The following is a 19,618-nucleotide window of genomic DNA, read 5'->3' as shown; positions in this document are numbered from 1 at the left end:
GTAGTGAAAAAAGTACTACTTGCCTCAGCGGTTATTGCCGCAGGCGCAGCTGGCTATATCTATTATGACCAAACAGAACAACAGGCATCAGGTTCTCTAATCAGCAATATTCCGGCTGACTCACCTTTTGTGACCCTCCAGACTGAAGCGTACGATCAGTATGAATACCTGAATGCATACGGTTATTCTCAAACTGACCTGATGGCTTTGATGGAAACGGGTCAAGACTTGACGCCGATGCAAACTTTCCTGGTTTCTTTTCTGGATGGTTACCTGAAAAGCGCAACTTCTGCTGAATCTATTAAACAGTACCTGGGTACTCCGGAAAAGGTCAGCCCGGTGTTTTACACCTTGGGTATGGTGCCGGTTTACAAAGTACAACTGGAAGATCCGGCCGCGTTCTGGAAAACCGTGGACGCAAAAGAGCAGGAAAGTGGTGTGACGCACACGCTGAAGAAGCTGGACAACATTGAATATCGCAGCTATGAGCTGGCAACCAAAGATCTGGACGGTTTGGATGCTAATCTGATCGTTGCGGTGAATGACAATGTGCTCACCCTGACGATTGAGCTGCCAATCCTGGATGCAGAGAGCCCGCTCAAGTTGGCTCTGGGTCTGGAAGCGCCAAAAGCTTCACTGGCAGACAGTGGTAAAATTGAAGCGCTACAAAGCAAATATGGCGATAACTATAACGCCTTTATGTACATCGACAACGCTGAGATCATTAAAGGTGTGACCACAACCGATGGCAACCGTCTTGCGCGCCAGGTGGGTGTGATCGATCAGAAAGAACCAGAGCCGGCACTGTCCGTGTTGCGTTCACCAATTTGTCAGTCTGAGCTGGCAACCATTGCGTCAAACTGGCCAAGAGAAGTGCTGGTGGTTGACTACAACACAGCGAATGACGAGCTTCAGATGAAAGGCAGCTTTGTGCTGGAATCTGGTAACAAAGTGATTCTGGACGCGCTTAAGTCTATTCAGGGTTTCGTGCCAGCAGCAAACGCCAAAGGCGAAAGCATGTTCAGCGCGGCGTTGGGTGTGGATGTCACGACATTGGCTCCGGCCGTTGCGACGATCTGGAAGGATCTTAAGCAGCCTCAGTATTCCTGTGCACTGCTGAATGAAATGCAGCAGAACATGGGCGCAGATAACCCGGCAGCGATGCTGAGCATGGCTGCTGGTATGCTAAACGGTCTGAAAGGCATCAGCGTCGAGATGTTTGATGTGATGCCTGCCGATAAACCAGAATACGGCCAGCAATTTGATCGTCTGGATGGCATGTTGTCATTCTCTGCAACTAACCCGAACATGCTCCTGCAATCGCTGACCATGTTTGTCCCTCAACTGGCTCAACTGAGCATTCAGCCGGATGGCAAGCCTGTGGATGTCACTCCTTTGATTGAACCTCAGACAGGCATTGGTGCGAAATTCTATGCGCAGTTGAACGGCAATCACTTTGCGCTGTACACCGGTGATAAAGGTAAATCGGCGGCAGACAAACTGATGGCTGAACCACTTAGCTCAAACGGCATCATGAAGTTCTCGATGGATTTCAACCGTTTACTTGAAGTGATGGAAAAAGCAGCAGAGTTGCAAGGCGAAGAGCTGACACCAGAAATGGTTGAGACGCTGGCGAGCCAACCATCAGGCACTATCTCTCTGGACGTGAAAGATCACGGCATCATGATGAACTTTGACTACGTTGCGAACATGAAAGCGCGCAAACTGGCCAAAGAGCAGCAAGCTGCAAACTAAGGTACTCAAATTGCCGCTGCTTTTGGCAGCGGCTTAATAGAAGATAAACAGCTCTTCGGTATCAAACAGTTTAAAAAAGGTGAGTGTTTGCATGGCAGATCTCCCCGACCAATATTCTAAGGCGCCATGTGCGCCTTTTTTATGCTCCAAACAGCGTGGTATGCGGCCGGGACGCCACAATCAAGATGGTTGTCGACGCCTGACTCATAGATAAGATTAGTTCTGAATTGGCCGGGTGGAAAATCGATTGTGATGATTGATTTGATAGCTATTGTCTATCTGGTGATAGGTACCTAGGTGTTGGGAGAAAGGGAGGGGGGCGATAAAACCGAAGTAAGGCGCAGAAAAACCGCCAGCGTGATACTGGCGGTGTCAAGGGTTAGGCGTATTGCGCTTCCAGTTGCTGCGCTTTTTGGCTGGCAGGATGCTCGGCCAAAGTGGCGGCGTAGCGCTGAATGTTCGGGTAACGTGCGAGCAAACCAAACTGGGCAGTGACGTCGACGATAAATGACATCATGATATCGGCGCCGCTGAGCTTTTCGCCGACCAGGTACTGTTTGCCCTCCAGACGCTGGTCAAAGTAGCTGAGGATCTTGTCGGCTTCACTATCGGCGTAGCCTTGCAAAAAGTTAGTCGGTGCACCGTCTTTGGCAACGAACAGTTTGAGCAGCAGCGGCAACATGGCGGAACTCTCAGCAAAGTGGAGCCACTGCAGATAATCGCGGTAAGCCGCAGTCCCACGTTTCGGAGCCAGTACATCTGCGGCGTAGGTATCGATCAGGATCTCTGTGATGGCTCCGGACTCGGCAATCACTTCGCCGTTCATTTCGATCACGGGCGATTTCCCCAACGGATGAACCGATGTTAGCTCAGGCGGCGCCAGAAAGGTCACGCTGTCTCGGTGGTAGGGGGTGATCTGATAGTCCAGTCCCAGTTCTTCCAGTAACCAGATAATGCGTTTTGAGCGAGACTGGTTTAGATGGTGAAGTGTAATCATCCTCAGGTCCTTAAATTGGTTGGTTAGTTTGAATCACCAGCTTGCCGAAGTTCTTACCTTCCAGCAGGCCAATAAAGGCGTCGGGAGCGTTTTCCAGGCCATCCACCAGGTGTTCACGATACTGAATTTTGCCTTCGGCCAACCATCGGTTCATGTCTTCGGCAAACTCACCATAACGGTGGGCATAATCATCAAAGATGATGAACCCTTGAACTTTGATGCGCTTAACCAGTAGTTGCCCCATGAACATGGACAGACGATCCGGCCCCTCAGGCAGCGTCGTCGCATTGTATTGTGAGACCAGGCCGCACAGGGGAATGCGTGCGCCAGTATTCAGTAGCGGCATGACTGCATCAAACACTTTGCCACCGACATTTTCAAAGTATATGTCGATGCCGTTGTCGCAGGCCTGAGCCAGGCGCTGGGCGAAATTTTCCTCTTTGTGATCGAGGCAGTCGTCAAACCCCAGTACGTCTTTCGCGTAACGACATTTTTCTTCGCCACCAGCAATGCCGATCACGCGGCAACCTTTTAGTTTACCAATTTGTCCCACGGTCGCACCGACAGGGCCGGTGGCAGCTGCCACGACAAGGGTTTCGCCCGCTTTTGGTTGGCCGATATCTAAAAGGCCCATGTACGCGGTAAAGCCAGGCATGCCCATCACTCCCAAAGCATAAGAAGGGTTTACGGGATTTGTCCCCAGTTTGATCAGTCCTTCGCCATTGGAAAGTGCGTAATCCTGCCAACCGGTGTAAGCCAGTACCCATTCACCGGCGCCGAAATCGGGATGGTGCGAGGTTTCAACCTGACACACAGTGCCGCCGACCATCACGTCGTTCAATGCGACGGGATCGGCGTACGATTTCGCGTCGCTCATTCGTCCGCGCATATACGGGTCGAGTGACAGATAGACACTGCGTAGCAAGATTTCGCCGGCTGCAGGGGTTGGTTTACTGGTTTCTTCCAAACGGAAGTTGTTTGTTGTTGGTGCGCCGTGAGGGCGAGATGCTAAGACAATGCGGCGGTTTAGAGGCTGAGACATAAGTAATTCCTTATATTAGACCAGTCGTCTAGTGTTGGTTTGTAAAAAATCCCGAGCCGAATCGGGACGGGATTATAACGTGTGCCTAAATTAAGGCTGAAGCAGTTGCCGAGTGCTGATTAGGCTCTGTTTCAGACCAGATTGATCCTGATAAAGCTTATTCAGCAGACTGGCGCCAATCCAGGTTTGATAAAGCTGGCGCGCCGTGAGCTTGCTGTCGCAGCGACGTACCGAATCATCCTGAATGCCTTGCTCAATACACTCAGCCAAGGCTGCGATGATGCGTTCGGCGCCATCTAACAACGCAAGGCGCATGCTGTCTGACAAATCTGACACTTCACCACTGAGCTTGACGACCAGGCAACGGTTGGCGTTGCAGGTGCCGTTTTCTGTATCAGCCCAGCGTTCAAAATAGTGGGTCAGGCGTTGATAACCATTCTGCTCTGGTGCATTGAACAGCACCTCGATGCGTGATAAATAGTGTTCGAAATACGCTTGGATTAACGCTTCGCCAAAGTGTTCTTTGGACTTGAAGTAGTGATAGAAAGAGCCTTTCGGTACGTCGGCACATTTCAAAAGTTCGGCCAAACCGACGCGGGTAAAGCCTTTAGTTACCACCAACTCATAGCCGATATCGAGAATGTGCTGGCGGGTATCGTGTGTTTTTGTATTCATGGGCGCTACTATAAACCGGACTAGACCAGTCGTCTAGTCCGGTTTTTGGTTCGCGGTACTGAACTCTTTGCGCGTAATGCGTACTTTAGTGACGCGGTTTTGCTCGACGCCTTCAATGCGGAACTGCCAGTCGTCCCAGTAGACGGTTTCTCCTTTTTCAGGCAGCTCGCCGCTGAGCCACAGTAGCATGCCGCTGAGGGTCTGGTAGCCGTGCTGGTCTTCATCCGCCAGAGCCGTCAGGTTGAGGCGTTGTTTGAGTTCACTGATGGGGATCATTGCATCGACCAGCAAGCTACCGTCGGGTTGAGTCATCATCCAGGCTTCTTCGGGTTCAAGGGAGAGCTCTCCTGCGATGGCTTCCAAAATGTCGTATAAGGTAATAAGGCCTTGCAAATCACCATATTCATCGACAACAAAGACCATTTCTGTGCTGGTGGTTTGCATGTGATTAAGCAGTTGCAAGCCTTTCATGGTTTCGGGGATGTACAGCGCCACTTTGGCCATACCGGTCAGAGCGTTGACCGACAGTTTGTGGCTGCGATTGAGCATGGCCTTAGACGAGATGGTGCCAATGAGATTGTCCAGGTGGCCGTGACAAACCGGAAATACTTTATGCCGGGTCTCTCGGATACGCTGCATCACCTCGTCCAGTGGCCGGTCAATATCGAGATAATCCACATCCCTTCGTGGGGTCATCAGAGAGCTGGCGGGACGGTCGTTAAGGCGCATTATGTTGTGGATCATGTCATGCTCTTTGGGATCTAAGGCGCCGGATTCAGACCCTTCATTGACGATTGCCTGGACATCTTCTTCAGTGACACACTCTGTGGCATTTTGAGATTGTCCGATGATGCGCAATAAGCCTTCGGTGGAGGCTGTCAGCAGAGCAACAAAGGGAATTGTAATCTTGGATAGCAGATGAATAGGGCGGGCGACAATAATGGAAATACGCTCGGCGTTAGCTTGAGCGTAACGCTTGGGAACTAACTCCCCGATCACAATTGAAAAATAGGTGATCACAATAACCACACAACCAGTGGAAAACAGGTTGGCGATTTTGGGCTCCATGCCCTGTCTGATCAGCCACAGTTCAAATGGCTCCGACAGCGTGGCTTCACCGACGATACCGTTTAGCAAACCGATGGCGGTTATACCGATCTGAATGGTGGAGAGAAACAGCGTCGGGTTCTCTTTCAGTATCAGGGCTGTACGAGCCGAATGGCTGTGATCAGAGAGCTGTTTGAGCCGGCCGCTGCGTACGGCGACCAGAGCAATTTCAGACATTGCAAAGACGCCATTAAGTAGAATTAGCGCCATCAGCAGAAGCACATCCATAACGTCATTACCTTTGTATTGATACTGTTTTAAGCATATCCGAGCATACGAGAGCGGTTTGTGATTTCGCTGAGATAATTTTGGTTGCTGTGACAAATACTCTGATTTCAGTCGGTTATATTGACTAATGAACTTGATTGCCAGTGATAAAGCGTGATTGACTGAGCTGGCGCGAGGATGAAGCGAGAACACACGCTAAGAAGAGCAGAAATGAAAACACAAAGAGAGAAGATGTTGGCCGGAGAGCCTTATTTGGCCTGGGATCAGGAATTGTATCAGATGCGTATTGCCTGTCGCCGCCAACTGCTTGTGCTGAATCAGAGTATCCCGGACAGCGACGAGTGGCGCAGTGCTATTGATCAGTTATTGCCGGATGCGCCAGACGCGTATCTGGAGCCGCCGTTTCGTTGTGATTATGGTTGTCACATTCACGTGGGCAAGAATTTCTACGCCAACTTCAACTGCGTGATCCTGGACGTCGCAGAAGTGCGGATTGGTAACAACGTGTTGTTGGCACCCAATGTTCAGCTCTATACGGCGAGTCATCCGTTGGATGTGCAAGCTCGGGTGGCAGAGGGCGTTGAATTTGGTTTGCCGATCACCATCGGTGACAACGTCTGGATTGGTGGCGGAGCGATTGTGTGTCCGGGTGTGACCATTGGTGAGAACAGTGTCATTGGCGCTGGCAGTGTAGTGACACGAGATATTCCTGCTAATGTGGTGGCGGCCGGTAACCCCTGCCGGATTATTCGCCCGCTTGAAGCTTAACTTTCAGCGCGCCCGGATTGCCTGGGCGTCGTTGTCTCGCCATGCCGTCTGACACGCTACGTCACGTTGCTTCTCCTAATCAATTCTCACCATAAAACAGGCACAAATTGCCTGGATGTTTTCGTTATTTGTTGAATTAACCCCACGTAGAATGCGGCCTCTTTATATTTCTGTTATTTAGGGAGATCTACGTGTCATATCGACCATGGTTATTAATATCCACAATGGCGTCTATTTCGCCAGCAATGGCCAGCACTGGCTTTGAACCCGGGCTGTCGTTTCCGCTGGAAAAGGAGTACGCATGCAGTTCAACTGGAAAGGTTGGCGCTGAACAGGCAAGGGAAGTCCTGGAGCAGCTATTGCAAAACCTGAATGTCGACCACAAGCAGGCCTCGCAATATTTGTTTATTAATCAAGTGAGTGGCTTCAATAGCCATCACTTCCTGTTTACGTTGCAAAAAGATAACGTACCTGTGCACGGGCAAGACGTGATTTTGTCGCTGAATGATCAGTGTGAACTGTTCCGCTACCAGTATCAGGTTGACTTGCCGCTCAACCCACCGGAAGCAAGTGGTAGTGTGGTCACGAGTGCTGACGAGGCTGTGTCACAAACGAAGCTGCAACTGGACACAGAGCGTTCGCCGATAAGTGGACTGATCAAACTAAGAAGCAGCTTACTGACCATGCGCTCTGAGGATGGCGAAACGCTTACATTGACTGTCGATCGTGATGCGATCACAGCGATACCAATCTATCGTTGGATAAAAGGACAACTGGTTCTGGGCTATTATGTCACAGTGCCTCTCAACGGGCCGCAAGGGAATCTGGAAATGTTCATCAGCAGCGTTGATGGTAGAGCGAGCGGCTTTTATTACCAAGCAAAAATAGCCAACTCGACGCCATTAGTGTCTCCGCTTGAGTTTAAGTGGCTCGGCTATGGCGACGATCCCTCAGAGCAGCTTGGCAACTTATTTACTCCCTCTTTTTGGACTGAGCAACCCGGTCAGGTACCAAAGACACTGCCACTTAAATCACTCTCAGAGCCGGAGTCGAGTTATACGCAATTTTATTCTAATCAAGACTTCCATTGGTGGGGGCATTCACTCAATGCAGACTATGCTCAATTCTGGAATGCGGCGAGCGAGGTCAGTCGTTATCAGATCCCAGCGATCCTAACCAATATGCAAGCCATCCACGATGGTTTCAGTTATGCCGCCGAGACCCTGTCTTACGACTTCATCGGAGAGCACAAGGTTGGTCTGATGCTGACCGACAGCGATATAAGGTTTGATAAATACCTGCCGGATTTTGACTTGATTGCTGTTGGAAAAAGCGATTGTCTTGGCCCGACTTACGACCCAGCGATTACGTATCACGAACAAGGACATGCTCTGTTCCGACGTCTCAAACTTCAGGGAGCACCGGTTGGGATGGCTATTACTCCCATCAATGGGGCCATTAACGAAGCGTTTGCCGATTACTGGGCGAGTACTCAGTTGAGTCGTAATTCAGATTGGAATGAGCTTCTTGGCAACCTGAGGCTCGATTTATGTGGCAAAGCTGTACGGGATTACAATGTGCCTGAGCAGGACTACTTTGCCGGATATGAAACGAACGTATCTTCTGCACACAGCAAGGTTTCGAGTGAGTATGGCACGGTTGCGACAGAAACATTACTGGCTGCGCCGTTATATCGCGCAAGAAAAGCGATCGCCCAGAACGCGTTTCTCAATAATGATATTGAGTTGGTGAATCGCTACGGTGAAGATCCCGCCGCCGCGCTGGCTGACCAGATTGTGTTGGAAGCGTTTCTCGGCTTGTCGATGCACCAGCAATATCAGGAAACGGCATTTGCTGTTTATCAGTCGGCTAAGCGTCTTGACGCGACTGGGATTGCTGCGGCGGTTTTCCGCCAACAACTGACCAATGTGAACTTGTTACCCCGAGATGTGTCGCCTGAAAGCCGCACTGCGTTTGTGTCTCCTCAGACGCAAAGCGCTGACGTTGCAATCATCAGTCGCGACGAGAGTGAAGCCAACACGAAAGTTGAACTGGCTCTGAACGACTTGCCTGCGACCATTGTGGATTTGGAACCTGGTAAAAAACAACAAGAGTGGTTAGCGGCACCGGCGATGCAATGTTTCCAGTTTAATACCGCTAGCCTCAAACTGACGCACACGTTGAGTGACAATAGTGTCGTGCAAAAGCGTGACTATGACATGGCTTTGGTTGGGGGCAACCCGTTACTGAGTCTGGCGGGCCGCGAAGTTGAACGTTATCAATGGCACTTCACGCTGCCTGATACCATCAACAACAATGCCAACCAGCGACTGCTGGTACGCACCAAAGGCAACGGCGGTGCCTATGTTGAAATGCAGCGCATCGGGCACAGTGATGTGGTGAGACTGAATCGGATGACGGACCATCTCGGCCGGGTCTGGTACAGTCAGGCGGAGCCGGTGACGCTGAGCGACGGAGACTGGCAAATCAACAGCTCCAATATATCTCAAGCGGACCTGTATCTATTGGAATGTATCCCGGAATTCAACATTCAGATCCGCGGTGAATTGAAAGAAAACAGCCGTATTCAGGCAACGGCGATGCACGGTTTTGACTTGCTGGATAACGTTCAATGGCAAATTGTGGGGTTGCCCGAGTCGAAAATGAGCGGCAACACGTTCAGTTACACCTTACCTAACTGGAAACAGTCGCAGGACATCACGCTGGAAGCGACGCTTGATTTCTCCGGTGCGTCGAGAATGGCCAGTAAAACAGTCACGGTCAATGCGGTGAACGATCCGGCGTCTTTTACGTTGCAAGTGCCGGCGCAGAGCAATGAGAGCGAGAATGTCACCTTCAAAGTGGCTGAACTGTCCGATGCGGAGGGCATCGATACTCTGCAAACGCTGTGGTTGGTTGACGGCGAAATCATCGGTGAAGGAGAAACGGTTCAATGGATGACACCGTCAGTCGCTACAGACACACGTTTTCAGGTCACGGTTAAAGTGATTGATCGTGATGATGTCAGCAGCGTAACAGAGAAGCAGGCCGAGATCATGGTCAACCATGTCAACCGCGCGCCAACCATTGCGCTGCAAGGAAAAAGTGTCAAGCAGGGAGAAACCCTCATCCTGATACCGGTGCTTAGCGATGAAGACCACGAGGTTGCTGATCTGAAACTTACCTGGACGGTGACTACCGGGGAAGGCCAACAGACGTTCCATACTCAGACACTGAATTATCCGGTTGCAGCCGACCATGTTGGCAATATTGACGTTGAGGTGGTTGTCAGCGACGGTCTTGCTCAGGCAAACGCGTCAGCGACGATTCCCGTGATAGCGGTCAATAAGGCGCCTCAACTGGCACTGATGGGCGCGGACAGTGCGCAGGCTGATAGCTGGGTGAAGGTCGTGGCTGAGGTACAAGACGAAACGCCAGATGGCGTCATACTCAATTGGCAGGTTACGCCGGGTATTGAGTGGCAAAGGACTGGTCCGTCGACCATTCGGGTACGCACGCCGAAGACATCTAAACCTGGAGCTATCGATGTTCAGGTGACGGCAGACGACGGGGAATTTAGTGTTTCAGCCCACCACAATATTCGTTGGGATGCGTATCTAAATGCCGCACCTGAGGTACAAATTGATGGCGTGCACCATGCCGCGTTCGGGCAGCGTGTGAGCTTGACGGCAGTGGCTTACGATGACGACAACTGGCCACAACCGCTTAGCTACACGTGGCGTCAGGAAAGCGGACCCGAAAGCCAGTTTATGGCAAGCGGCAATGTGCTGAATTTTAACGTCAGTGAAAACATGGCCAATGCCAAACTGGTGTTCGTTGCCACGGTCAGTGATGGCCAAAATCAGTCGAGCGTGAAGCACGCAGTGTCAATTGGCGCAGTGCCTAAGCCGGCGATAGTGGTTAAACCGTTTGAAAAAACCAGAGGAGAGTTGGAAACGATCACCCTGGATGCGAGTGAGTCGTTGCCAGCGCGGGGCAAAGCCCTTTCATATCAATGGGAACAAGTCTCGGGTCCGGCGTTGGTCGACTTTGACAGTCAGACGGCCCGAGCGCGGCTTACGTTACCTGAAGTGAACAAGAACGGTGTTATCGAACTGGAACTGACGGTACTGGAAGATGGTGAAACGAGTAGCCAACGTTTCACCATTGAGGTTCGAAACCGAGGGCCGAAAGCGCGTCCGGTTACAGCACCGATTCCTGTGGAAGTGGATCAAACTGATGAGCAAACATCTCTGGTGACGATCGACGCGGCGTCGATTGTAGAGCTTGAAGAGGATGTCGACTATCAGTATTTCTGGCGTAAGACACAGGGTGCAGAGGTCACCTGGGTGGAGCGTGAGTCGCGTTACCTTAAAGTTCGTTTAGCGGGAGCGGATGCGCAGCGTCTTCGCCGCGCGCAACAAGACGACGCCAGTTTGGTGCAGTTGCTGGGGTTTGAACTTGATCTGACGACACCGGAGCAAGGCGTACGGACGTATGGTGTTGAAGTGGAAGTAACCCAAACGGCGCAGTCAGATGATACGGATACACCAGCGCAGCCAAAACCACCAGTGATTACCGACACACCGGTCAGTAGTGGAGGCGGTGGCGGTGGTGGCTCACTGGGTGTGGGTTCGCTGCTGGCTCTGTTACTACTCAGACGCCGTAAAAAATAGACACAGAAGACTAATCGGCACGTTGAGTTCAACGTGCCTTTTTCCGTTTAGCACTATTGCAGCATACTGGAGTAGATCTGCAGACCCCGCATGGTCAGAGAATAGACCCGGCCTTCTTCTTTGACTACCAGTTCGCTGGTTACCAGTTGTTTCAGGTGGAAGTTGAACTTGGTGTGATCTTCAATCCCGACCACACGACACAGATCCATAAACTTCATTTTGCGGTGGATTTTAAGTTGTTTCACCACCATACGGCGGATAGGGTTGGACAGTGCACTGAACACAAGATCATTGTGGCGCTCATCGAGAGGGGATGTGGGTGTACGCTCAGCGTATACTCGCTTGAGCGTGACGGACAATGATGCCAGGTTGAAGGGTTTCGTCAGGAACTCGTCGGCCCCTTTTTTCATCGCATCGACGGCGATGTCGACCGTGGCGAAGGCCGTTGTAATGACGATGCCAATATTAGGCTGCATGCGACGCAGCGACGACAAAGCTTCAATCCCGGTCATGCCGTTCATCACTACGTCAAACAGCGCAAGGTCGAACGCCTGATTGGTTGCGATATCCAGTGCATCTTCGGCATTGGTGCATGCGGTGACGTCGAATGTTTCGAGTGTCAGGGCCTCGACCAGCACATCACGCAGTTGCTGATCATCTTCGGCTAAGAGGAGTTTTAACGTCATTAACATTTCCTGGGTAGTTGTACGTCGACGCACAGGCCGTACTGATGGTTATACAGCAGCAGCTCACCGCCGTGCTGTTGTACAATTTGTTTGCATAAAGCAAGCCCCATCCCGGTTCCTTCACCTTTTGGCTTGGTAGTGAAAAAGGGTTGTGTGGCTTTATTCAGCAAAGGTTCGGGCATACCGCCGCCATGATCTGAGACCCGAACAACCGCGGTCAATTTATTCTGAAAACCATCGATCTGAATCCGTTTGTTTTTCTGGCTGGCGTCAATGGCATTGGCGATGAGGTTGGAAAACACTTCTTCGAGTAATCCGGCATCGCCAGAAATTATCAGCTTTTCATCCAGATTTACTTTGAGATCGAATCCACCGAGGCGGAACTGGTTAAGATCCAGCGCGGACTGGACCACCTCCGCCAAGCAAATCGGTTGGCGCTGAATCGGCTTGTGGTGCGCGTAATTAAGCACTTCCTGGCTGATTTCGGCCGCACGACTCAAGCCGTAACGAATTCGATCTATCTGGCGCTGACATGCGGCATTGTCTGGAACCTGATTGGCCAATAAGTCACAGCTCATCATCGCGCTGCTGAGAGGGGTCTTTATTTCGTGGGCCACGGCGGAGGTAAGCTCGCCCAGCTCTTTCAGTTTGGCGTCTTGTTGAGATTGCTGCATGGCTGTTTCAATTTGATGATCTCGCTCACGATCAAAGACTCTCAGGGCAAACCACAAGGTAACCAGAATAGCTGACGCCAGTATGGTCCGCAGCAGTAGTGCCCAGGTACCGTGGTCGAGGGTAAACACGCTCACGGACAGACCGTAGCCGATCACCGCCAGCCCGGTGGCGTGAAAAGGCCGCCGGCCATCGTACCCCTCTTTTTCCAGCACACGGGCGTAGCTTATCAATGCCAGGCCGGCCAGCAAAGCGGAGCCTAAACCATATACCCAACGGATCTGCTCAGTGACTGCGTGGATATACTCGGCGAAGTTTACTTCGTCGTAGCTCAGCCATATGCCCAGCAGAAACATACCCTGTGTGGCCATTACCCCTATCTTGATAGTGCGTCTGTGCTGCCACGTGGTTAGAGGCAGGAGCTGCCACGCAAACCACAGTAAAGGAAGAAACGCGACCCACAGTTTGATGGCTTTAAGTATTTCCAGCGTACGAGTCAGGGTGAATTCGTGCTCATACATCACAATGTACAGGCTGGACCATTGGTGTATCCCATGGATCAGGCCGAAAACGGCCAGCCATGGAAGCGCTTTGGCAATACGGATACGACTATTACGTAAGTCTCTGAACAAAATGGCAAATGCGACGGCAAAGAATGTCAGGCCGTAGAAGAGATAGATCTTAAAGATGATGAGCATATCCATAGTTGCCAGTCTAATTGAGTCTTCTGACAGTGGCAATCGCCGCGCATTTCTATAAACAAACAGTAATATTTCACTTTTAGAGGGTATATCGATAACTCACGTTCACGAGACGTAAATGTTTTTATCATGCTCAATCTGATGAACGTGTGTACCTGTGCTCAAGTTGTTGCGAAGTACGCGTTGCCGTATTAACCCTTGGGAAAATTATGGTCAAGAATGATGTGATTAGAGTCACAAATGTATTTACTTAGCGTGCTAACTAAGTTATATTGCTTAGCACGCTAAGTAATTGAGTGCTTCCGATGATTCAAGACATCAACATATTGCGAGATCTCCCTCTGGCGGAGCAACTGGCCCGTGTTTCCCGGCTATGGAAAATGGTAGCGGACCGCGAACTGGCCCCGCTGAATCTGACCTACCCACGCTGGACGGTGTTGTGGAAGTTGTACCGCATGGGAGACCACATCAGTCAGAAGCATCTGGCTGAAGGTTTGGAGATTGAGCTGGCTTCGTTGATGCGTACCCTCAAATTACTCGAAGAGCAATCCCTCATCACCCGGCACTGTTGTGATCACGACAAGCGAGCGCGCATTGTCAGTTTGACGGATGAAGGCAAGGTCTTGATTACCCAGTTGGAGGCGCGAATTATTCAGGTTCGTCGTACCCTGCTGGCGGAACTCAACGACGATGAGTTGAAAAAATTCAGCTTAATCCTGGAGCAGATTGCCCACAACGCGCTCGATTCACTTAGCGAATAAGTCAGAAATCCAGAAAAAGAGAAGTAAACGTCTATGACTCCAGATCAGAAATTCGCTCGCTGGATCAAGTATTCCTGCGTCGCGTTTGTCCTTGTCTTTGCCTATTTTCTTGTTGCTGATTTAGCAATGCCTTTGACTCCGCAAGCCATGGCGACTCGCGTTGTTACCAAAGTAGCACCGCGTGTCAGTGGACAAATCACTCATCTTTATGTGGCAAATAACCAGGACATTAAAAAGGGGGACCCCCTTTTCCAGATTGACCCGCAGCCTTATAAGCTGGCGGTAGAGAAAGCTCAGCTCAACCTTGAACGTGTCATCCAGAATAACGATCAGTTGGATGCGTCTATCGTCGCCGCCACGGCCGATGTGGAAGCCAGTAAGATTGTTGCCGAACAGAAAGTGCGCGAAGCCAAGCGGTTGAACACGCTGTTTCATCGTAACGGTACCTCGCAGCAGCAGCGGGACGATGCCCAAAGTGCAGCGACTGCTGCGCGTGCCAATTTGCTGGCCGCTCAGGCACGCCTCAAAGAGTTGCAAGTCAGCCGGGGTGAGCTGGGAGACCGCAACGTCAATGTTCGTACAGCGAAAAACCAGCTGAAACAAGCAGAACTGAACCTGTCATACACCCAGGTGGTGGCGGAACACGATGGTGTGGTGACCAACCTGCAATTGGAATCTGGCGCATACGCTGCAGCCGGTACTCCGCTGGTGGCACTGGTATCTGACGACGTGGACGTGATCGCTGATTTTCGTGAAAAGAGTTTGCGTCATTTCAGCCGAGACAGCCGTGCATTGATCGCCTTTGACAGCTTGCCTGGTGAAGTATTTGAAGCGCGTATTACCAGTTTGGATGCGGGGGTCAGCTCGGGGCAGTTTGATGCAGATGGCCGTCTGGCGACGCCAACAGAGTCCAATCGCTGGGTTCGCGATGCACAGCGCATGCGACTGCATCTGGCGATTGAGCAAGCGCCTGAACATGAGTTCCCGGCCGGAGCGCGTGCAACCGTGCAGTTGTTGCCGGATAACCCGTTGTCGAGTTGGTTTGCCCGCTTACAGATTCATTTCCTGAGCACCTTGCATTACATTTATTAATTGGGAGGTGGTATGAAATTATGGGACCACCCCATGTCTGAAAATGATCTCAGACAGTGTTTACGCATTGCCACCGGGGCGACGATTGGTTTCACCTTGTGCAAAATGTTTGGCTGGAACTACGGTGTGTTTTTTACCGTAACACCGATGCTTCTGCTGGGGATGGTGCCGGTGATGAGCCGGCATGCCGCTCTTCAACTGGTGTTTTCGGCGGCTGTTTGTGGTCTGGAAGTTGGCATTCTGGGGGGGCTGTTTGGTGGTCACCCTGGCATGATGACGCTGATCGTCTTTGGTTTGTTTCTGTATAAATTCGCCTGCATGTCCAAAGGCAGCCTGTTTCTGTTTGGGGCCAACAGCATCTTGAGTCTGAGTATCATGCTGCATTTTGCCAGCTATCCGACGACCGATCTGAACGATCTGATTTTCAGTAACCTACAAGCCAATATATTGTCAGTTATCGTTGCGTACCTGGTGACCTTTCTGATCCCGGATGCAGAGCCGCGTCAGCCACCAGCGCGCCCAACTGAACCGAAAAAGAATCACCGGATGCGTCATGAAGCACTGATGGGCGCCAGTATTGCCACCATGTCGTTTCTGGTGTTTCAGATTTTTGATCTAAACGATTCAATGTCTGCTCAGGCGACCACACTGCTATTGCTGTTTCCCATGCACTGGAATGGCGCTCTGGGCTATGCACGTAAACGGGCGATGGGAACGCTGCTTGGTGTGACGTTTGGGATCGTCGGTCAGTTGGTGCTGTATGACTGGTCAGATACCTTGTTGTTTGTTGTGCCGCTGTTATGGATCGGGGCGATGATCTTCAGCTATATGCATGTTAAAGAATCAAGCGGATCCGGGGCGGGTTTTGGTGGCTTGACGACGTTGGGCATTTTGTTTGGCCAGTATTTGTCACCAGATGGCGACCTGATTTTCAGTGCGTTGTACCGGGTAAGCAGCATCTTGTTTGCGATTGTGGTGACATTACTCGTCACTTACGCTGTTCACCGATTACTAAATCGTTTTGAAGCAACTCGGTTTAGTCAGCAGTAGCAGCGGTGATGACGATGCGGTTATAAAAAACGGATGCTTTTTTAGCGTCCGTTTTTTTGTTCAGTTCAGAATGGTGCGTCGACCCGAAAATGCATCCGTTCTTTACTGTAAGGATGATCGAACGCCAGTGATTCTGCATGTAAATGGAGCCGCTCAGCGCGTTCCCCATACAGACCATCACCGACCATCGGCATGTTCAGGCCAAGGTGATGAGCGCAGTGAACGCGCAATTGATGGGTTCGCCCGGTTTTTGGATAGAGATAAAGTTTGGTCCGGCCGTTTGTAACGTCTATTTTTTGCCAATGGGTGTGTGCGGGTTTTCCATGCTCAAAACAGACCAGTTGACGGGGCCGGTCATCCGGATCCCCTCGCATGGGGAGTGCAATATCCCCTTCGTCTTCAATCGGAACGCCTTCGATCAGCGCTATGTAGCGCTTTTCAATCTCCCGACTGATGAACTGTTTTTGCAAGCTTTTGTTGGCTCGACGGGTAAGGGCAAACACCAGCAGCCCTGAGGTCGCCATGTCGAGTCGGTGGATTACCAGAGGGCCCTCAGCATCAGGGAACATCGCTTGCAAACGTGTGTATGCGGAGTCGGAAATGGTTTTGCCCGGAACCGAAAGCATACCCGATGGTTTATTGATCACCACCATCGCCTCGTCCTGATACACGATCTCCAGTTCCAGATCTTCTGCCCAGTTTTCTTCGAGTGGATTGTCATCAACCGGCATGCCTTGCAGCATATGGCCGAGGATCGGATGACATTTACTGTGGCAGGAAGGATAAAAACTTTTGTGTTGGCGCACTTCTGATTTGGGTGACTGGCCCCACCAGAACTCGGCCATCGCTATCGGCGTAAAACCATGTTTGAATGCGTAGTGCAACAGCTTAGGTGCCGCGCACTCACCAGCTCCAGCCGGGGGGACAGGTGTGTTGGTCTGAGCAAAAATGGCGTTAAGACTTTTCTCTTTCCCTTCAATATTGAGAAAGCGATATTGCTCGAACAACTTGTTCTGTAACGTATTGGACAGCTGAGCGCGTTGAGTTTTGAGTGCTTCAACCTTCGTTTTAAGGGCGTTCAGGCGCTCATTTATGCCAGCCAGCTTCTCGTCCCACTCCAGTTTGAGATACTTCATGACGTTCTTTTCAGCCACACTTTCTTTGCCCAGATTGGCCAGAAAATCTGAAAGCTCTGGATCTTTGAGAGTAACCTCTGCATCGTGACGCTGGCGCTTTCGTTCGGCCCGGGCTGCGATAGCAATCTGGCGCTGCGCCTCAATCGCCTGGGCGGCCATTTGCTGTTGTGTTGCCAATTCTTGCTCTAAGCGGCTGATTTCAGGATTGCTGGCAGCAAGCTGGTATTGTTCGCTCACGGCGGTAATGTCGGCCAGTTCTGTGCGAAAGAAGCCATCTCTTGACAGCATGTCGAACACTGGCGGTACGAAACCGGGGAGTAAGTTTTGATCAGCGATTTTACCGGAAAAGGCCGATAGGTAGCCCAACCCACCATCCGGGCACTTCACCACCAGCACGCCGAACATTTTACCGACGGCCCCCTGTGTTTCCGTTAAACCGAAGTTGTGTTGCCAGTCGGTTTGCGTCAACAAATGTTGCTGTAACTGCCCGGCAGCTAACAGACACAGTGGATGAGGTTGGTAATAAAAAGGAAATGTAAAGCGTTCGGGCAGATCGATGCTGGAGACATCGCTCTGGAAACGGGTAAAGCACTGTTCGGGAGAAGGCATGTTCACGGTGTTGGCTGTTGGGCAAAAATAGGGCCGTAATTCTACCCAAATTGCCGTCATTTTTCACCTTATCCAACTCAATCAGAGGCAGAGCAGTTTCTGGTCAAATACGTGAGTGAATGATAAAAAGCGCATGTGGGTATGCAGGTTGTCGTTTAATGATGAAGATCAGTGTGTTACCACGTCAGTAAGCCTACGGTATGCGATTGGATATCAGCCAGTGGCCCACACTGTTTGGTGAGCGGTGTGTATCGAAGCTGAGATTGGCGATAAGAATGCTCCCTTAACTATTGAACTCTATAAATTATTTCAAATTTGTGCAAAAAACACACAGTTAATAAAATACTCGATAGTTTTTCAAAGTTGAGAATATGTTGCTTCATATGTAAGACTTGTGAATATTTATGGAGCAGATGTTGCCATTTGATAACACGTCTCAATTGGAAAATTAGATTAGTTTCTGATTGTTCATCATTTTTTCCTATATTCCAGCTACCCAATATTGGTTAATTAAAAATATTTATGTCATCTATTGGAATGGCTAATAGTTGTACACGATTAATTTATAAGTTATATAAATGAGCAATAAACCGGCAGGAGGTATAAACGTCTCTAAATTAATTTTACCTATGGCTTAGTAATATTAATAACCAGGTTATAATAAATAAAATGAATATAAGAATGGAAACGGTCAGCGCATTTATCGCTGCAGTGGAATATGGTTCCTTTAGTGCGGCTGCGAGAGTTTTGAATAAAACTCAAGCCGCTATTAGCTTGTCGATACAAACACTGGAAGTCGATCTTGGGGTACAATTGTTTGATAGGTCAGGTAAGTACCCAAAACTGACTGAAAAAGGAGAGAACTTTTTAAAAAATGCGAAAATAATGATGTCGCAATACCAAACTTTTTTAGAAAGATCAGTGGCGGTTTATAACTCAACGGACGTTAAGATTCGCCTTGGGATAGATCCACTATTTTGCGACCACCGGATTATCCAGACCATCAAAGAACTAACGGCTTCTTTACCTAATATTGAGCTGATGATCATGCAACAAAACAGCGTTCGTCTGGCTCAGGAGATCCAGAGTAAAAATCTGGATATTGCCTTGGGGATGTTTGAAAACGAGAACCGACTTAACTTCGAATACGTGTCTGCGTTTGGCATAGACGTCAGTTGGGTCGCGACAAGACACTACATTGAACAACACAACAATGGTTCTAACATATTAAATTATCATGATTTTTGTGAGCAGCGCGTCTTGCTGCCTGTTGCGATGGAAGCATGGCCTCTTCAGCATGTGAAGTCTGCACTGCAAATCTGGCATGTGGAGGACATTCACACCAACCTATCGTTGTGCCGGGAAAGTATTGGCATCAGTTGTTTGCCGGATTTTGTTTTGGAGCATGATCTCAAAAACGGAAATTTAGAAAAAATCGAACTCCCTTTTTTGGAAAAAAATGCTGGCTATTGGCCATCGTCAATCATTTATCTTTCTGGCTCGCAATTGAGCCCTGCGGTGACATGGTTAGTGGAAAAAATTACCAAATTTAATTCCATTATTAACCTGGAAATTGCAGATGAAGTTTAGATAAAAATGATGAGTATAAGTTTTACTTATATTAATCAACTAGGGATTGTCTCCACAGGGATTTAATCTTAAG

The 19,618-nt window shown here is 50.1% G+C and carries 14 protein-coding genes; 7 read left to right on the top strand and 7 right to left on the bottom strand.

What is annotated here, in order from left to right; translation table 11 throughout:
• The first annotated feature begins 3 nt into the window (after positions 1-3).
• The gene (locus tag VPR01S_RS16540) at positions 4-1,755 is read left to right on the top strand and encodes a hypothetical protein (protein ID WP_021706509.1); all 1,752 of its coding nucleotides are present in this window, start codon (positions 4-6) and stop codon (positions 1,753-1,755) included.
• 379 nt (positions 1,756-2,134) lie between these two features.
• Here VPR01S_RS16540 and VPR01S_RS16535 read toward each other — a convergent pair whose 3' ends face one another.
• The 4 genes from VPR01S_RS16535 to VPR01S_RS16520 form a co-directional block, all read right to left on the bottom strand.
• Positions 2,135-2,752, bottom strand: a complete 618-nt coding sequence (locus tag VPR01S_RS16535) for a glutathione S-transferase family protein (RefSeq protein WP_021706508.1) — start codon at positions 2,750-2,752, stop codon at positions 2,135-2,137.
• Positions 2,753-2,762: 10 nt separating this feature from the next.
• Positions 2,763-3,794: an NADPH-dependent curcumin/dihydrocurcumin reductase gene (gene curA, locus VPR01S_RS16530; RefSeq protein ID WP_021706507.1), complete on the bottom strand. Its 1,032-nt coding sequence runs from the start codon at positions 3,792-3,794 to the stop codon at positions 2,763-2,765.
• Between the two features lie 90 nt (positions 3,795-3,884).
• Positions 3,885-4,469 carry a TetR/AcrR family transcriptional regulator gene (locus VPR01S_RS16525; RefSeq protein ID WP_021706506.1) on the bottom strand — a complete coding sequence of 195 codons (585 nt, stop codon included), beginning with the start codon at positions 4,467-4,469 and terminating at the stop codon, positions 3,885-3,887.
• Between the two features lie 33 nt (positions 4,470-4,502).
• The gene (locus VPR01S_RS16520) at positions 4,503-5,804 is read right to left on the bottom strand and encodes a hemolysin family protein (protein WP_021706505.1); all 1,302 of its coding nucleotides are present in this window, start codon (positions 5,802-5,804) and stop codon (positions 4,503-4,505) included.
• Between the two features lie 210 nt (positions 5,805-6,014).
• Here VPR01S_RS16520 and VPR01S_RS16515 point away from each other — a divergent pair, with 210 nt between their 5' ends.
• On the top strand, positions 6,015-6,572 hold the full coding sequence (locus VPR01S_RS16515) for a sugar O-acetyltransferase (RefSeq protein ID WP_040902963.1): 558 nt from the start codon (positions 6,015-6,017) through the stop codon (positions 6,570-6,572).
• A 191-nt stretch (positions 6,573-6,763) separates the two neighbouring features.
• Positions 6,764-11,248 (top strand): PKD domain-containing protein, encoded by a 4,485-nt coding sequence (locus tag VPR01S_RS16510; RefSeq protein ID WP_040902960.1) that lies wholly within the window; start codon positions 6,764-6,766, stop codon positions 11,246-11,248.
• A gap of 53 nt (positions 11,249-11,301) precedes the next feature.
• Here the strand turns inward: VPR01S_RS16510 and VPR01S_RS16505 are convergent, their stop codons facing one another.
• Both VPR01S_RS16505 and VPR01S_RS16500 read right to left on the bottom strand, forming a co-directional pair.
• Positions 11,302-11,934 (bottom strand): response regulator, encoded by a 633-nt coding sequence (locus VPR01S_RS16505; protein WP_021706502.1) that lies wholly within the window; start codon positions 11,932-11,934, stop codon positions 11,302-11,304.
• Positions 11,934-13,310 carry a sensor histidine kinase gene (locus VPR01S_RS16500; RefSeq protein ID WP_040902958.1) on the bottom strand — a complete coding sequence of 459 codons (1,377 nt, stop codon included), beginning with the start codon at positions 13,308-13,310 and terminating at the stop codon, positions 11,934-11,936. Before VPR01S_RS16500 ends, VPR01S_RS16505 begins: the two co-directional genes overlap by 1 nt.
• A 302-nt stretch (positions 13,311-13,612) precedes the next feature.
• On the opposite strand from VPR01S_RS16500, the gene VPR01S_RS16495 reads away from it, so the two are divergent.
• From VPR01S_RS16495 to VPR01S_RS16485, 3 genes are read left to right on the top strand one after another with little or no spacing between them, the layout of a single operon-like run.
• Positions 13,613-14,068: a MarR family transcriptional regulator gene (locus tag VPR01S_RS16495; protein WP_021706500.1), complete on the top strand. Its 456-nt coding sequence runs from the start codon at positions 13,613-13,615 to the stop codon at positions 14,066-14,068.
• Between the two features lie 33 nt (positions 14,069-14,101).
• Positions 14,102-15,160, top strand: a complete 1,059-nt coding sequence (locus VPR01S_RS16490) for an HlyD family secretion protein (protein ID WP_021706499.1) — start codon at positions 14,102-14,104, stop codon at positions 15,158-15,160.
• Between the two features lie 12 nt (positions 15,161-15,172).
• Positions 15,173-16,210, top strand: a complete 1,038-nt coding sequence (locus VPR01S_RS16485) for a DUF2955 domain-containing protein (RefSeq protein WP_021706498.1) — start codon at positions 15,173-15,175, stop codon at positions 16,208-16,210.
• 65 nt (positions 16,211-16,275) lie between these two features.
• Here the strand turns inward: VPR01S_RS16485 and VPR01S_RS16480 are convergent, their stop codons facing one another.
• Entirely contained in the window at positions 16,276-17,955 is a 1,680-nt protein-coding gene (locus tag VPR01S_RS16480; RefSeq protein ID WP_021706497.1) for an RluA family pseudouridine synthase, read from the bottom strand.
• A gap of 681 nt (positions 17,956-18,636) precedes the next feature.
• Between VPR01S_RS16480 and VPR01S_RS16475 the strand changes: the two genes are divergently transcribed.
• A complete protein-coding gene (locus tag VPR01S_RS16475; RefSeq protein ID WP_021706496.1) occupies positions 18,637-19,545 on the top strand; it encodes a LysR family transcriptional regulator in 909 nt (302 codons plus the stop codon).
• Positions 19,546-19,618: the final 73 nt, after the last annotated feature.

It is taken from the genome of Vibrio proteolyticus NBRC 13287 (assembly GCF_000467125.1).
GTDB classification, from domain to species: domain Bacteria; phylum Pseudomonadota; class Gammaproteobacteria; order Enterobacterales; family Vibrionaceae; genus Vibrio; species Vibrio proteolyticus.
This window is presented reverse-complemented; position numbering and strand designations above follow the sequence as displayed.